The sequence below is a fragment of the Nocardia vulneris genome (assembly GCF_001613425.1).
GTDB classification, from domain to species: domain Bacteria; phylum Actinomycetota; class Actinomycetes; order Mycobacteriales; family Mycobacteriaceae; genus Nocardia; species Nocardia vulneris.
The window spans coordinates 266078-281401 of record NZ_BDCI01000036.1; the positions used below are offsets into that span (position 1 = coordinate 266078).

The window sequence follows — 15324 nt, forward strand, 5'->3', positions numbered from 1 at the left end:
ATGTGCGCACGGGTGGTAGGTTGACACCCCCGTGACGATTGGTGTACGGTTGGACGTTGCGCTGGCTGCCTCCTGTCCATACCTCGATTTGCACACGTAAGTTCCACCTTCCGGTGTTACTTCCGTTGTTGCCTGTTCGGGTTTTGTTTGGGTCGTAACCAGCGGAATTCGTAGCAGACAAGCGACGGTCGCGGACCACCACGCGACGCGCGTGAGGTGCTGGAAGGACGCATCTTGGCAGTCTCCACCCAGACCAAGGCAGTTGCCGGAATCCCCGGAGCCCCGTTGCGGGTGTCTTTCGCGAAGATCCGTGAACCCTTGGAGGTGCCCGGACTTCTCGATCTACAGACGGACTCATTTGCATGGTTGATCGGTTCGCCGTCATGGCGTGAAAAAGTTGCCGCGCGCGGCGACGTCGGGCTAGTCGGGGGACTCGAGGAGGTGCTCGAGGAGCTGTCGCCGATCGAGGACTTCTCCGGCTCGATGTCCCTGTCTTTCTCTGATCCTCGGTTCGAAGAGGTCAAGGCCTCGATCGACGAGTGCAAAGACAAGGACATGACCTACGCGGCGCCGCTGTTCGTCACCGCGGAGTTCATCAACAACAACACCGGTGAGATCAAGAGCCAGACGGTCTTCATGGGTGATTTCCCGATGATGACCGACAAGGGCACGTTCATCATCAACGGCACCGAGCGCGTCGTCGTCTCGCAGCTGGTCCGCTCGCCGGGCGTCTACTTCGACCACTCGGTCGACAAGGCCACCGAGAAGGACCTGCACAGCGTGCGCGTCATCCCGTCGCGTGGCGCGTGGCTGGAGTTCGACGTCGACAAGCGCGACACCGTCGGCGTCCGCATCGACCGCAAGCGCCGCCAGCCCGTCACGGTGCTGCTGAAGGCGCTCGGCTGGACGACCGAAGAGATCGTGGAGCGCTTCGGTTTCTCCGAGATCATGATGTCGACCCTGGAGAAGGACAACACCGCCGGTCAGGACGAGGCGCTGCTGGACATCTACCGCAAGCTGCGTCCGGGCGAACCGCCGACCAAGGAGTCCGCGCAGACCCTGCTGGAGAACCTGTTCTTCAAGGAGAAGCGCTACGACCTCGCCCGCGTGGGTCGCTACAAGATCAACAAGAAGCTCGGCATCCACCTCGGCGAGCAGGTCACCGGTTCGGTACTGACCAAGGAAGACATCGTCTCCACGATCGAGTACCTGGTCCGCCTGCACGCGGGTGACCGCGCGATGACCGCCCCCGGCGGCGAAGAGGTTCCGGTCGAGATCGACGATATCGACCACTTCGGCAACCGGCGCCTGCGTACCGTCGGCGAGCTGATCCAGAACCAGATCCGGGTCGGCCTGTCCCGGATGGAGCGCGTGGTCCGCGAGCGGATGACCACCCAGGACGTCGAGGCGATCACGCCGCAGACCCTGATCAACATCCGCCCGGTCGTCGCCGCGATCAAGGAGTTCTTCGGAACCTCCCAGCTGTCGCAGTTCATGGACCAGAACAACCCGCTGTCGGGTCTGACCCACAAGCGCCGCCTCTCGGCGCTGGGCCCGGGTGGTCTGTCCCGTGAGCGGGCCGGCCTGGAGGTGCGCGACGTGCACACCTCGCACTACGGCCGCATGTGCCCGATCGAGACCCCGGAAGGCCCGAACATCGGCCTGATCGGTTCGCTGTCGGTGTACGCGCGGGTCAACCCGTTCGGCTTCATCGAGACGCCGTACCGCCGGGTGATCGACGGCAAGGTCACCGACGAGGTCAAGTACCTCACCGCCGACGAGGAAGACCGGCACGTGCGCGCGCAGGCCAACTCGCCGGTCGACGCGGAGGGTCGCTTCCTCGAGGACCGGGTGCTCTGCCGCCGCGGCAACGAGGAGAACGAGCTCGTGCCCGCGTCCGAGGTCGACTACATGGACGTCTCGCCGCGCCAGATGGTGTCGGTCGCGACCGCGATGATCCCGTTCCTCGAGCACGACGACGCCAACCGCGCCCTGATGGGTGCGAACATGCAGCGTCAGGCCGTGCCGCTGATCCGTTCCGAGGCCCCCGTGGTGGGTACCGGCATGGAGCTGCGCGCCGCCGTCGACGCCGGTGATGTCGTGGTGAACGAGAAGGGCGGTGTGGTCGAGGAGGTTTCCGCCGACTACGTCACCGTGATGGCCGACGACGGCACGCGCAAGAGCTACCGGATGCGCAAGTTCGCCCGGTCCAACCAGGGCACCTGCGCGAACCAGCGGCCGATCGTGGACGAGGGGCAGCGGGTCGAGACCGGTCAGGTGCTCGCCGATGGGCCGTGCACCGAGAACGGTGAGATGGCGCTGGGCAAGAACCTGCTCGTGGCGATCATGCCGTGGGAGGGCCACAACTACGAGGACGCGATCATCCTGTCGCAGCGCCTCGTGGAAGAGGACGTGCTGACCTCGATCCACATCGAAGAGCACGAGATCGACGCCCGCGACACCAAACTCGGTGCCGAGGAGATCACCCGCGATATCCCCAACGTCTCCGACGAGGTCCTGGCCGACCTCGATGAGCGTGGCATCGTGCGCATCGGCGCCGAGGTCCGCGACGGCGACATCCTGGTCGGCAAGGTCACCCCCAAGGGCGAGACCGAGCTGACCCCGGAAGAGCGGTTGCTGCGCGCGATCTTCGGGGAGAAGGCCCGCGAGGTGCGCGACACCTCGCTCAAGGTGCCCCACGGTGAGTCCGGCAAGGTCATCGGCATCCGGGTGTTCTCCCGCGAGGACGACGACGACCTGCCTCCCGGTGTCAACGAGCTGGTGCGCGTCTACGTCGCGCAGAAGCGCAAGATCCAGGACGGTGACAAGCTCGCCGGCCGCCACGGCAACAAGGGCGTCATCGGCAAGATCCTGCCCACCGAGGACATGCCCTTCCTGCCCGACGGCACCCCGGTCGACATCATCCTCAACACCCACGGCGTGCCGCGGCGTATGAACATCGGCCAGATCCTGGAAACCCACCTCGGGTGGATCGGCAAGGCCGGCTGGAACGTCGACGTCGCCACGGACGGGACCCGTCCCGACTGGGCGAAGGCGCTGCCGGAGGAGATGCTCGGCGCACCGTCGAACTCCAACATCGCGACCCCCGTCTTCGACGGCGCCCGCGAGGAGGAGCTCACCGGTCTGCTGGCCTCGACCCTGCCGAACCGCGACGGCGAGCGCATGGTCGACGACAACGGCAAGGCGACGCTGCTCGACGGGCGTTCGGGTGAACCGTTCCCGTACCCGGTGGCGGTCGGCTACATGTACATCCTGAAGCTGCACCACCTGGTCGACGACAAGATCCACGCCCGCTCGACCGGTCCGTACTCGATGATCACCCAGCAGCCGCTCGGCGGTAAGGCCCAGTTCGGTGGCCAGCGCTTCGGTGAAATGGAGTGCTGGGCGATGCAGGCCTACGGCGCGGCTTACACGCTGCAGGAACTGCTCACCATCAAGTCCGACGACGTGGTCGGTCGCGTGAAGGTCTACGAGGCGATCGTCAAGGGCGAGAACATTCCGGAGCCGGGCATTCCGGAGTCGTTCAAGGTGCTCCTCAAGGAACTCCAGTCGCTGTGCCTCAACGTCGAGGTGCTGTCTTCGGACGGCGCCGCGATCGAGATGCGTGACGGCGACGACGAGGATCTGGAGCGCGCGGCGGCGAACCTGGGCATCAACCTGTCCAGGAACGAAGCTGCCACCGTCGACGACCTGGCGAACTAGGCGGTAAGTGCGAATGTCGTTTGTTTCTAACGACATTCGCACCCCGCGTTCCACCAACTAGTGAACTTTTTGCTCGAATTCGACCCTTACAGGGGAAAGGAAGTTACGTGCTAGACGTCAACTTCTTCGATGAACTCCGGATCGGCCTGGCCACCGCCGACGACATTCGCCAGTGGTCCTTCGGCGAGGTGAAGAAGCCGGAGACCATCAACTACCGCACGCTCAAGCCGGAGAAGGACGGCTTGTTCTGCGAGAAGATCTTCGGTCCCACCCGGGACTGGGAGTGCTACTGCGGCAAGTACAAGCGCGTGCGCTTCAAGGGCATCATCTGTGAGCGCTGTGGCGTCGAGGTGACCCGTGCGAAGGTGCGCCGTGAGCGGATGGGCCACATCGAGCTGGCCGCCCCGGTCACCCACATCTGGTACTTCAAGGGCGTGCCTTCGCGCCTCGGGTACCTGCTCGACCTGGCGCCGAAGGATCTGGAAAAGATCATCTACTTCGCCGCCTACGTCATCGTCGGGGTCGACGAGGAGCTGCGCCACAACGAGCTCAGCACCCTCGAAGCCGAGATGGAGGTCGAGAAGAAGGCCGTCGCCGATCAGCGTGACGCCGACCTGGAGGCCCGCGCCCAGAAGCTCGAGGCCGACCTGGCCGAGCTCGAGGCCGAGGGTGCCAAGTCCGACGTGCGCCGCAAGGTCAAGGACGGCGGCGAGCGCGAGATGCGTCAGCTGCGCGACCGGGCCCAGCGTGAGCTGGACCGGCTCGACGAGATCTGGACCACCTTCACCAAGCTGGCCCCGAAGCAGCTCATCGTCGACGAGGTGCTCTACCGCGAGCTGATCGACCGCTACGGCGAGTACTTCACCGGCGCCATGGGTGCGGAGTCCATCCAGAAGCTGATGGAGAACTTCGACATCGACGCCGAGGCCGAGAACCTGCGGGAGACCATCCGCAGCGGCAAGGGCCAGAAGAAGCTGCGTGCGCTCAAGCGGCTCAAGGTCGTCGCGGCGTTCCAGACCAACGGCAACTCGCCGATGGGCATGGTGCTCGACGCTGTTCCGGTGATCCCGCCGGAGCTGCGCCCGATGGTTCAGCTCGACGGTGGCCGCTTCGCCACCTCCGACCTGAACGACCTGTACCGCCGCGTGATCAACCGCAACAACCGCCTCAAGCGACTGATCGATCTGGGTGCGCCCGAGATCATCGTCAACAACGAGAAGCGGATGCTGCAGGAGTCCGTGGACGCGCTGTTCGACAACGGCCGCCGCGGCCGCCCGGTCACCGGACCGGGTAACCGCCCGCTGAAGTCGCTGAGCGATCTGCTCAAGGGCAAGCAGGGCCGGTTCCGCCAGAACCTGCTCGGCAAGCGCGTCGACTACTCGGGCCGTTCGGTCATCGTCGTCGGCCCGCAGCTGAAGCTGCACCAGTGCGGTCTGCCCAAGCTGATGGCGCTGGAGCTGTTCAAGCCGTTCGTGATGAAGCGCCTGGTCGACCTGAACCACGCGCAGAACATCAAGTCCGCCAAGCGGATGGTCGAGCGGCAGCGTCCCCAGGTGTGGGATGTCCTCGAAGAGGTCATCGCCGAGCACCCGGTGCTGCTGAACCGCGCGCCCACCCTGCACCGCCTCGGCATCCAGGCGTTCGAGCCGCAGCTCGTCGAGGGTAAGGCGATCCAGCTGCACCCGCTCGTCTGTGAAGCGTTCAACGCCGACTTCGACGGTGACCAGATGGCCGTGCACCTGCCGCTGTCCGCGGAGGCGCAGGCCGAGGCCCGCATCCTGATGCTGTCCTCGAACAACATCCTGTCGCCGGCCTCGGGTCGCCCGCTGGCCATGCCGCGTCTGGACATGGTGACCGGCCTGTTCTACCTGACCCGCCTCGAAGAGGGTGGCAAGGGCGAATACAAGCCGGCCGCAAAGGATTCCGCCGAGTTCGGCGTGTACTCCTCGCCCGCCGAGGCGCAGATGGCGGTGGACCGCGGTGAGCTCACCGTGCGTTCGCTGATCAAGGTGCGGCTCACCGAGCAGCGCCCGCCGAAGGACATCGAGACGGCGCTGTTCCCGCAGGGCTGGCAGCGCGGTGACGCGTGGATCGCGGAGACCACCCTCGGTCGCGTGCTCTTCAACGAGCTGCTCCCGGCGGACTACGCGTTCATCAACGAGCAGATGCCGAAGAAGCGTCAGGCCACGATCATCAACGATCTGGCCGAGCGCTACCCGATGATCGTGGTCGCGCAGACCGTCGACAAGCTGAAGGACGCGGGCTTCTACTGGGCCACCCGTTCCGGCGTGACGGTCTCCATGTCCGACGTGCTCGTGCCGCCGGAGAAGACCGAGATCATGGAGCGCTACGAGGCGCAGTCCGACCAGATCGAGAAGAAGTACCAGCGTGGTGCGCTCGATCACCAGGAGCGCAACAACGCCCTGGTGAAGATCTGGCAGGAAGCGACCGAAGAAGTCGGTCGCGCGCTGCGGGCGCACTACCCGGCCGACAACCCGATCATCACGATCGTCGACTCGGGCGCCACCGGTAACTTCACCCAGACTCGTACCCTCGCCGGTATGAAGGGCCTGGTGACGAACCCGAAGGGTGAGTTCATCCCGCGGCCGATCAAGTCCTCCTTCCGTGAGGGCCTGACGGTGCTGGAGTACTTCATCAACACCCACGGCGCGCGTAAGGGTCTGGCCGACACCGCGCTGCGTACCGCCGACTCGGGTTACCTGACCCGTCGTCTGGTGGACGTCTCGCAGGACGTGATCGTGCGCGAGCACGACTGCGCCACCGAGCGCGGCATCGTGGTGCCGATCGCGGAGAAGCAGCCGGACGGCACCATCATCCGCGACGCGCACGTCGAGACCAGTGCCTACGCCCGGACGCTCGCGTCCGACGCGGTCGACGCCAACGGCAACGTCGTCGTCGGCAAGGGTGCCGACCTCGGCGACCCGGCCATCGAGGCGCTGCTCGACGCGGGTATCACCGAGGTGAAGGTCCGCTCCGTGCTGACCTGCACCACCGGCACCGGCGTGTGTGCGACCTGCTACGGCCGCTCCATGGCGACCGGCAAGCTGGTCGACATCGGTGAGGCCGTCGGTATCGTCGCCGCACAGTCCATCGGTGAGCCCGGTACCCAGCTGACCATGCGTACCTTCCACCAGGGTGGTGTCGCGGGCGATGACATCACCGGCGGTCTGCCCCGGGTGCAGGAGCTCTTCGAGGCTCGTGTGCCGAAGGGCAAGGCGCCCATCGCGGAGGTCTCCGGCCGGGTGCGGCTCGAGGACGACGATCGCTTCTACAAGATCACCATCATCCCGGATGACGGTGGCGAAGAGGTTGTCTACGACAAGCTCTCGAAGCGGCAGCGGCTGCGTGTCTTCAAGCACGACGACGGCACCGAGCGTCTGCTCTCCGACGGCGACCACGTCGAGGTCGGCCAGCAGCTGCTGGAAGGCGCGGCGGATCCGCACGAGGTGCTGCGCATCATGGGTCCCCGTCAGGTGCAGATCCACCTGGTCCACGAGGTCCAGGAGGTCTACCGCTCGCAGGGTGTGTCGATCCACGACAAGCACATCGAGGTCATCGTGCGCCAGATGCTGCGTCGCGTGACGATCATCGATTCGGGTGCCACGGAGTTCCTGCCCGGTTCGCTCACCGAGCGTTCCGAGTTCGAGGCCTCCAACCGTCGCGTCGTCGCCGAGGGCAACGAGCCCGCGGCCGGCCGCCCGGTGCTGATGGGTATCACGAAGGCGTCGCTCGCGACCGATTCGTGGCTGTCGGCGGCGTCCTTCCAGGAGACCACTCGAGTTCTGACGGACGCGGCGATCAACTGCCGCTCCGACAAGCTCATCGGCCTCAAGGAGAACGTGATCATCGGTAAGCTGATCCCGGCCGGTACCGGCATCAACCGGTACCGCAACATCCAGGTGCAGCCGACCGAAGAAGCCCGCGCCGCCGCGTACGCGGTGCCGTCCTACGACGACACCTACTACAGCCCGGACAGCTTCGGTCAAACCACCGGCGCCGCAGTCCCGCTCGACGACTACGGTTTCAGCGACTACCGCTAGTCCGGTACATACGACCGGCCCGCTCCAGTCTGGAGCGGGCCGGTTCGCGTTCCACGGTATTCTTGCGGTATGAGCGTGGCCTACGATCATTACCCTGAGCTGCATCGACTGGTCGAACAATTACGGCCCGATGCTGCACCAGCGGCGCGCGAGGCACTGCTACGGCTGGTCAGCGGCGGGGCGAGCGATCGTCTCGCGGCCCTGCCGTCGTTCGACGGCCCGGAAGACCTCAGCGACAGGATGGACGACGAACTCTACGAGGCGCAGTGACGCTGATCGTCGATGCCAACGTTCTCGTCGCAGAACGACTCGGCGTCCAGGACATAGCCACCGCCGATAACCACTTTCGCGCAGTACACACAGCAGGGCTCGACTTCATCAATGTTTTGCCATAAGGCACCCTGACCTTTTCGCCGTAATCCAGGTGGTCGGCGAGATCGGGTACTTCGGCACCTGATCTGGTGGCATGATCTGCGGGATGACGGCTCCGGTGGCCGACGATGTCGTTCGCGAGGTCGTGCGGGACGCGATTCGGTCGGTGTGGAAGAACTGTCCTGATCTGATCGAGAACGGGGCGCACGCGCGAACGGTGGTGGCGCACATCGCCACAGCGCTCAACCTACGGCTGGAGACGTGGCCCGGGTTGTGGCGGGCCGACGTCGACTACAACCTCTTCCACGAGCGCGGGTTGCAGGTCATCCGGGAGCGCTACCTGCGCGTGCCGGATGCCCGCGCCGAACACGTCTACCCGAACCTGATCGTGCACGACCCGCGCGGCGGCGGCCCCGACCACCGCCTGCTCGTCCTGGAAGCCGAAAAGAGCGGCGGCACAACGCCGCACCGTGCATCCGCCTACCGCAAACTCCAGGGCTTCCTCGAACAATTCGACTACCACCAGGCCGTCTACCTCGAATACGACGCCTCCACCCGCCCCCGCCTCGAATGGCTCGTCCCCTTCATCTCCCACCCCGACCCCACCCTCCCGCCCGGCGAAGAGCTCTGAATCAGTCCCACCAGGACGTCGGGCATGGGGAGATGAAGGGATTGCGCAGCCCGTCCGGCGGGACTCGGTAGTGGCTGAAGCGTGACCAGAAGTTTACTTCGGGGGGAATAGTTTCTGTGAGAATATTTTCAGCTGATGGGGTTTGGCTGTGGGTGGGCGGGTACTGCGGCTGGTGTCCTCAGCCGAAATGTGTTCCCTCCGTTGCTGAAAGCGAGCCGCTTCATGACCGACCACCAGATCTTCGATCTCGGTGACCTCACCACGCAGCACCTCGCGATCGCGCGGGGTTACGGTCGGAAGGGGGCGAGCTCTGCTGCCGCCCTACCGGAGCTATCGAGAAGGCCTGGCGGACCGTCCTGAGCGGGCGGGTCATGGAATGCATTGTCGCGGCGGTGCTCGGCCCGCTGCTGTTGGCGGGCATCGTGGTGCTCGCGGTCTGGGACGACGTGCGCGACCGGGGCGACGACTATCCGGAGCGCGCGGCGGATCGGGATCGGGACTGATCCCGCGTCATTGACATTAACTAATGTTCAGGTTGCACGCTGTCCTCGGAGAATAGTCGAACTGCCGAGGAGGCATCGTGCACGCCGTAGTCCTACACGCTTTCGGTCCCGCGGAGAATCTGCGCTATGAGACGGTCCCGGACCCGATTCCCGGCCCGGGACAGGTGCGTATCGAGGTGCGCGCGGCCGGCGTGCATCTGATCGAAACGGTGATGCGCGAGGGTCTTCCGATCGGCCCGCCGCTGCCGCAATTGCCCGCAGTCTTCGGTGGCGAGGTGGCCGGGGTCGTCGAATCCGTCGGCCCGGGCGTCGCCGCCGACTGGGTCGGCGTCGCGGTGGTGACGTCGCGGAGCGCGTCGGGCGGGTACGCCGAGCTGACAGTCGCGGAAGTGGCGATGCTGCACCGGATTCCGGCCGCGCTCGATTTCGCGGCGGCGGTCGCCATGATCGTCACCGGTACCACCACGGTCGAAGTGCTCGATATCGCCGAACTCACCGCTGATGATGTGGTGCTGGTGCATTCGGCGGCGGGCGGGATCGGCAGGCTGCTCGTGCAGCATGCGCGCACTGTCGGCGCCCGAGTCGTCGGCGCGGCGGGCGGTGCGGCGAAGGTCGCCGCGGTAGCCGCACTCGGCGCCGATCTGGCGGTGGACTACAACGAGCCGGGCTGGCTCGACGAAGTCCGGCGGGTGGTCGGCGGCGTGACGGTCGTCCTCGACGGCGTGCAAGGTGAAAAAGGCCGGGCGGCAATAGATCTGCTCAGTACCGGCGGTCGCTACCTGACCTACGGCAATGCGTCCCGCGGGGACTTCGCGCCCGACGTGGAAAAGCTTCGGGAACAGGGCATTTCCTACATCGATGCGTTGGCGTCGATGCTGGCCGAGCCTCGGCCGGTCCGCGCCGAGGAGGAACGCGCCCTGGCCGCCGCGGTGCAAGGACGCATGGTGCCTGCGGTGCAAGCCTTCCCGCTGGCCCGAGCCGCCGCCGCGCATGCCGCGCTCGAGCAGCGGGCGACGACCGGCAAGGTGGTACTCGAGCCCTGACCGGCCAGAGATTCATCCCGTTGTCACCGCGGTGTGGCCGGCGACGGCCATGATGGACGGATGCGGCATGTGTGTGCGGTATCGGTGGTGCTGGCCCTGTGCACCGGCGTGTCGGCGGCAGGCCCGGCCGCCGCCGACGGCCCCGGTCGCCAGTTCGACCTGCAGGCGCACCGGGGTGGTGCGGCCCTGGTCGTGGAGAACACCCTGCCCGCTTTCGCGAACGCGCTGGAACTCGGCGTCAGCACCCTGGAACTGGATGTGCAGATCACCGCGGACGGTTACCCGGTGGTGACCCACGATCGAGATCCCAACCCGGACAAATGCATCGACACTTTCCCCGCCTTTCTCGGTGACCCGAAGTTCCCGTATGTGCCCGGCACCAGATACATCCGTGACCTGACCTTGGCGCAGGTACGGACGATCGACTGCGGCACACAGCGTTCGGCCGCTTTCCCGGAGCAGCGCACCGCGCCGGGCGCGCGCATGCCTTTGCTTTCCGAGGTTTTCGACCTGGTGCGCAGCTATCACGCCGACGATGTGCGGTTGAACATCGAGACGAAGGTGGAGGCGGGCGCGCCGGAGCAGACCGCTCCGCGTGAGCAGTTCGTTCAGGTCGTCGCGGCGGAGGTGCACCGCGCGCACATCGAAAGCCAGGTCACCATCCAGAGTTTCGACTGGGGCGCGCTGATGCGCATGCGCGAGGTGGCCCCCGAGCTGCCGCTCGTCGCCCTGACGAACGGTCAGCAGTTCCTGCAGGCGGGGCAGCCGGGCGCCTCGCCGTGGTTGGGCGGCCTGGATATCGACGACTTCCCGGGCTCGCTGCAGCAGCAGTATGTCGCCGCCGCAGCATCTTTCGGCGCCGATGCGGTGTCACCGGTGCACGGCGACCCGCAGAACGGCAGTATCGATGATCCGGCCTACCGGCCGTTCACCACCGCCGACCTGGTCGACGCCGCACACCGGCACGGCATGCGTGTCATTCCGTGGACGGTGGACGACCGGCCGACCATGACGGCCCTGCTGGACCTCGGCACAGACGGCCTGATCACCAACCGCCCGGACCTGTTGCGCACCATCCTCGCCGAACGCGGTTGCGAACTGCCGACGCCGCGGCACCGGTAACCGGTACGCGGCGAAACTACGTCGTAGACAATCCCGCTACACCGTAGACAACGCCCACCCCGCCGGAGTATGTAAATAGAACACGTTTCAGTTCTGGAGTTCGGCGGGAGATGCGATGGACAGCGCGGCCATGGGGGAGTTGGTGATGGCGGGATTCCAGAAGCTGGGGTTCATCCAGTTCACGGGGATCGAAGGCGTCGAGTTCGATGCCGGTCGCAACGTGGTGCGGATGGTGCCGCGGGCGGAGCATCTGAACCACAACGGGGACTTGCATGCCGCGGTGCTGTTCGGGCTGGCCGAGACCGCGGCGATGGGCGCGTCGGTGTCCGGGATCGTCGACCTGATGGGCGAGACCTTCATCGTGGCCAGGGATGGGCGGATCGAATACCGGGCCCGCGCCAAAGGCGATGCGGGACCGTTTCTCGCCACCTCCGAAGTCTCCGGCGATACCTTGCAGCGGGTGCGCGCGGAGATCGCCGCCAAGGTGGCGATCGAGCTGGAGGTGCCGGTGAACATCACCGACACCTCCGGAAAGTCCGTCGCCACAGCGGCATTCACCGCGGTGATCCGGCCGCGCCGCCAGTAGTCGGCGGGCGCACTCACCGCTCGCTGTCCAGCATGGCCATCTGTTCCGGCGCATAACGGGTACCCGCGATCCGATCGCCGGGCACGGCGGCCTCGATGGTGGCCAGCTCGTCCGCCGTGAGCGAGATCTCGAGTGCGCCGACGGCCTCGGTCCAGCGTTCACGACGCCGCGCGCCGATGATCGGCACGATGTCCGCGCCGCGGGTCAGCACCCAGGCGATGGCCAGCTGAGCCACCGAAACCTTTTTGGCTGTGGCGATCTCGGCGAGCGCGGCCACCAGTTCCAGGTTCCGGTCGAGGTTTTCGCCCTGGAACCGCGGGCTGTGCGCTCGGAAATCGTTGGCCGCGAAGGTGGTTCCGGCCTGTACCGAGTTGCTCAGCAGCCCGCGCGACAGCACACCGTAGGCGGTGACGCCGATGCCCAATTCCCGGCAGACCGGCAGGATCTCCGCTTCGATGCCCCGCGAGATCAGCGAGTACTCGATTTGCAGGTCGGCGATCGGGTGTACGGCGGCGGCCCGGCGGATGGTGTCCGCGCCGACCTCGGACAGTCCCACCTGCCGGACATAGCCGGCCTCGATGAGTTCGCCGATCGCACCGACCGTGTCCTCGATCGGTACGTTCGGGTCCAGGCGAGCGGGACGATAGATGTCGACGTAGTCGACGCCGAGTCGCTGCAGACTGTAGGTCAGGAAGTTGCGCAGGGCCGCGGGCCGGGTGTCCACCCCGCCCCAGGTGCCGCCCGGTCCGCGCAGCCCGCCGAACTTCACGCTGAGCACGATGTCCTCGCGCGGCCGCGCCGCGATAGCCTTGCCGATCAGTAGCTCGTTGTGGCCCGCGCCGTAGAAGTCGCCGGTGTCGATCAGGTTCGCGCCCGCATCGAGCGCGGCGTGGATGGTGGCGGTGGACTCGGCGTCGTCGGTGGCGCCGTACATACCGGACATGCCCATCGCGCCGAGCCCGATCCGGCTCACGGTGGGGCCGGTCGCACCGAGCTGAACTGTGGGAATCTTCGTTGCCGTCATGGCACCAGCCTGAACCTACCGCCCGATGCGCACCAGAGACGGGCGATCGGGGGATCGCCGATCCCTGGCTGCGCCCGCCGTTTCGGGGGACAGTGGTGGCATGGACCGCACCGAGCTCGCCGACTTTTTGCGCCGCCGCCGTGAGCAGCTGACGCCCGCGGAGGTGGGTTTGCCACCCGGTGTCCGGCGGCGCACACCCGGCCTGCGCCGGGACGAAGTCGCGATGCTTGCTGGCATGTCCACGGACTACTACACCCGGTTGGAGCAAGCGCGGGGGCCGCGGCCGTCCACCCAGGTGCTGGCGGCGCTGGCTCGCGCCCTGCGCTACAGCAGCGACGAACGCGACCACCTCTACCACCTGTGCGGTCACGCCGCGCCGTCGCGCGAGCAGCACGACAGGCATGTCGGTCCCGGCCTGATGCATCTGCTGGCGAAACTGGACGACACGGCCGCCACCGTGGTGACCGATCTCGGCGAGGTGCTGGTGCAGAACCGTATGCACACCCTGCTGGTCGGCGACCACGGCACGCGCAAGGGGTGGGATCGGTACTACGCCTACCGCTGGTTCACCGATCCCGATTCGCGCTCCGTGTTCCCGGCGCAGGACTGGGATCGGCTGAGTCGTAAACATGTCGCCGATCTGCGCGCGACCGCCGCCCGCCGGGCGGGCGACGCCGATGTCGCCGAGTTCATCGCCGTCTTACGTTCGGCGAGCACAGAATTCGATCGGCTGTGGGACGAACACGAAGTGGCGGTCCGTCTTTCGGATACCAAGCGCATCCTGCATCCGCAGGTGGGTCTGATCGAAACGGTCTGCGAAACACTGCTCACGCCCAATGCCGCGCAACGGCTCCTGGTCTACCTGCCGTGTCCCGGTACCGACGCCGCCGACAAACTGGACCTGCTGCGGGTCATCGGCACCCAGCAACTCGCCGAACTCCCGGATACCGCGCTCTGACGGTGCTTGCGGTGGTTCAGGGTGCGCCGGAGACGTAGTCCATCGCCGCGTCGATCGCGGGCTGGCCGCCTGCCATGGCCAGGCCCGCCGCCGCGCCGATCGCGGCGCCGAGCACCGTCGTGATCGGCACCGTGATGAAGTCGAGCACGAAGAGGCCGAGCGGGAAGCCGAGCACGAAGCCGACCGCGGCGCCGATTCCCGCGCCCGCCAACACGATCGGCATGTTCTTCTCGACCTCGGCGAAGAACCGCTCCTGGGCGCTGACATCGCGCAGCGGCACGTCCGACAGGCCGACCGGGTCGATCACGAGGCGGTGCCCGGCGTCCTCGACCACCGGCCGCAGTTCGACCCGCCGGTCGCCGACGCGCAGCGCCATCGGCAGCGCGGCAACGACATTGCCGTCGCGATCGCTGAGTGTGACCACCCGTCCGTCGTGGATCACGTCGAAACGGCCGTCCGCGATGGTCGTGACGGCGGCCCGCCGGTCCGGGGACGCCGCGACCTGGTAGGCGATGTCGTGGAAGGTGCCGCGCACATCGAGCGGTCCGTCGGGTGCGTCGGCGGGAAGTGCGTGGACGGTGCCCGCGGTGAGGACGGTGGCCACCATGGCCGACAGTGTCGTCGCGGAGATTGTCGCGGAGATTCTGGAGATGCTCATCGTGCTCTTTTCTGGCGCTGCCCCCTGCGCGGTGTTCGATCGGGCACGATACCCGCTGCGGTCCCGTAGCTGAAGGGCCTCGAGCGCAACGTAACTCGGTTCAGCGCGGTAGCTGCTCGCTGAGCCTGCGCAGATAGCCGGCGAATCGCTTGCGGTCGGCGTCGTCCCAGTCCGCGGTGAGGTCGGCGAAGACCTGGCGTTGCCAGGCGTGGGCTTCGGTGAGCAACTGCTCGCCGTCGCCGGTCAGCGCAAGGGAGGTCTTGCGGCGGTCGTGCGCGGCGGCGGTGCGGGAGAGGTAGCCCGCCGCGGTGGCATCGCGCACCATCCGGCTCGCGCCCGAATGGTCAAGGCCGAGTTGATGTGCCACGGTGCCGATGGTGGCCTCACCGCCCTGTTCGACGGTCGCCGCGACCGCCTCGACCACCTGTACGTGCTGGGCGCTGCGCAATTCTTCGGGCAGGTCCGCCGAGGTCCGGTTGATCCAGCGCCGGGACCAGAATCGCACCAGCCGGAACAGCGCGGGCCCGCCGTCGATGGTGCTTCCGGTGCGTTCGATCGCCCTTCTGCTCATGCCCCCAGCCTAGCTCGCAGCTATCAGTCGCATGCGTATCGCATGTATATTCATATGCATATCGCATACTTC

General features: G+C 66.6%; 12 protein-coding genes. 9 read left to right on the forward strand and 3 right to left on the reverse strand.

Annotation, left to right across the window (positions count from 1 at the left end; translation table 11 throughout):
• The first annotated feature begins 216 nt into the window (after nucleotides 1-216).
• The 8 genes from rpoB (at nucleotide 217) to NVU01S_RS33225 (ending at nucleotide 12041) form a co-directional block, all read left to right on the forward strand.
• Nucleotides 217-3723: a DNA-directed RNA polymerase subunit beta gene (gene rpoB / locus NVU01S_RS33195; RefSeq protein ID WP_014988479.1), complete on the forward strand. Its 3507-nt coding sequence runs from the start codon at nucleotides 217-219 to the stop codon at nucleotides 3721-3723.
• A gap of 107 nt (nucleotides 3724-3830) precedes the next feature.
• Entirely contained in the window at nucleotides 3831-7784 is a 3954-nt protein-coding gene (locus tag NVU01S_RS33200) for a DNA-directed RNA polymerase subunit beta' (protein ID WP_014988478.1), read from the forward strand.
• 69 nt (nucleotides 7785-7853) lie between these two features.
• Nucleotides 7854-8054, forward strand: coding sequence for a hypothetical protein (locus NVU01S_RS33205; RefSeq protein WP_043674492.1), 201 nt, complete (start codon nucleotides 7854-7856; stop codon nucleotides 8052-8054).
• A gap of 208 nt (nucleotides 8055-8262) precedes the next feature.
• Nucleotides 8263-8787, forward strand: coding sequence for a hypothetical protein (locus tag NVU01S_RS33210; RefSeq protein ID WP_156161698.1), 525 nt, complete (start codon nucleotides 8263-8265; stop codon nucleotides 8785-8787).
• 371 nt (nucleotides 8788-9158) lie between these two features.
• Nucleotides 9159-9290, forward strand: coding sequence for a hypothetical protein (locus NVU01S_RS45295; protein ID WP_280140789.1), 132 nt, complete (start codon nucleotides 9159-9161; stop codon nucleotides 9288-9290).
• Between the two features lie 77 nt (nucleotides 9291-9367).
• The gene (locus NVU01S_RS33215; protein ID WP_043674486.1) at nucleotides 9368-10333 is read left to right on the forward strand and encodes a zinc-binding dehydrogenase; all 966 of its coding nucleotides are present in this window, start codon (nucleotides 9368-9370) and stop codon (nucleotides 10331-10333) included.
• Between the two features lie 60 nt (nucleotides 10334-10393).
• On the forward strand, nucleotides 10394-11455 hold the full coding sequence (locus tag NVU01S_RS33220) for a glycerophosphodiester phosphodiesterase family protein (protein WP_043674483.1): 1062 nt from the start codon (nucleotides 10394-10396) through the stop codon (nucleotides 11453-11455).
• A 115-nt stretch (nucleotides 11456-11570) separates the two neighbouring features.
• A complete protein-coding gene (locus NVU01S_RS33225) occupies nucleotides 11571-12041 on the forward strand; it encodes a PaaI family thioesterase (protein WP_043674481.1) in 471 nt (156 codons plus the stop codon).
• A gap of 13 nt (nucleotides 12042-12054) precedes the next feature.
• Here NVU01S_RS33225 and NVU01S_RS33230 read toward each other — a convergent pair whose 3' ends face one another.
• A complete protein-coding gene (locus NVU01S_RS33230; protein ID WP_043674477.1) occupies nucleotides 12055-13065 on the reverse strand; it encodes an aldo/keto reductase in 1011 nt (336 codons plus the stop codon).
• Nucleotides 13066-13165: 100 nt separating this feature from the next.
• Between NVU01S_RS33230 and NVU01S_RS33235 the strand changes: the two genes are divergently transcribed.
• On the forward strand, nucleotides 13166-14023 hold the full coding sequence (locus NVU01S_RS33235; protein ID WP_043674475.1) for a helix-turn-helix transcriptional regulator: 858 nt from the start codon (nucleotides 13166-13168) through the stop codon (nucleotides 14021-14023).
• A gap of 16 nt (nucleotides 14024-14039) precedes the next feature.
• Here the strand turns inward: NVU01S_RS33235 and NVU01S_RS33240 are convergent, their stop codons facing one another.
• A complete protein-coding gene (locus NVU01S_RS33240) occupies nucleotides 14040-14681 on the reverse strand; it encodes a DUF8020 domain-containing protein (protein WP_043674471.1) in 642 nt (213 codons plus the stop codon).
• A 100-nt stretch (nucleotides 14682-14781) separates the two neighbouring features.
• Nucleotides 14782-15252, reverse strand: a complete 471-nt coding sequence (locus NVU01S_RS33245; protein ID WP_052280854.1) for a MarR family winged helix-turn-helix transcriptional regulator — start codon at nucleotides 15250-15252, stop codon at nucleotides 14782-14784.
• Nucleotides 15253-15324 lie beyond the last annotated feature (72 nt).

Coding starts and splice junctions, on each gene's coding strand:
- NVU01S_RS33205 (WP_043674492.1), top strand. CDS start 7,854: ATGAGCGTGGCCTACGATCATTACCCTGAGCTGCATCGACTGGTCGAA.
- NVU01S_RS33210 (WP_156161698.1), top strand. CDS start 8,263: ATGACGGCTCCGGTGGCCGACGATGTCGTTCGCGAGGTCGTGCGGGAC.
- NVU01S_RS45295 (WP_280140789.1), top strand. CDS start 9,159: ATGGAATGCATTGTCGCGGCGGTGCTCGGCCCGCTGCTGTTGGCGGGC.
- NVU01S_RS33220 (WP_043674483.1), top strand. CDS start 10,394: ATGCGGCATGTGTGTGCGGTATCGGTGGTGCTGGCCCTGTGCACCGGC.
- NVU01S_RS33225 (WP_043674481.1), top strand. CDS start 11,571: ATGGACAGCGCGGCCATGGGGGAGTTGGTGATGGCGGGATTCCAGAAG.
- NVU01S_RS33230 (WP_043674477.1), bottom strand. CDS start 13,065: ATGACGGCAACGAAGATTCCCACAGTTCAGCTCGGTGCGACCGGCCCC.
- NVU01S_RS33235 (WP_043674475.1), top strand. CDS start 13,166: ATGGACCGCACCGAGCTCGCCGACTTTTTGCGCCGCCGCCGTGAGCAG.
- NVU01S_RS33240 (WP_043674471.1), bottom strand. CDS start 14,681: ATGAGCATCTCCAGAATCTCCGCGACAATCTCCGCGACGACACTGTCG.
- NVU01S_RS33245 (WP_052280854.1), bottom strand. CDS start 15,252: ATGAGCAGAAGGGCGATCGAACGCACCGGAAGCACCATCGACGGCGGG.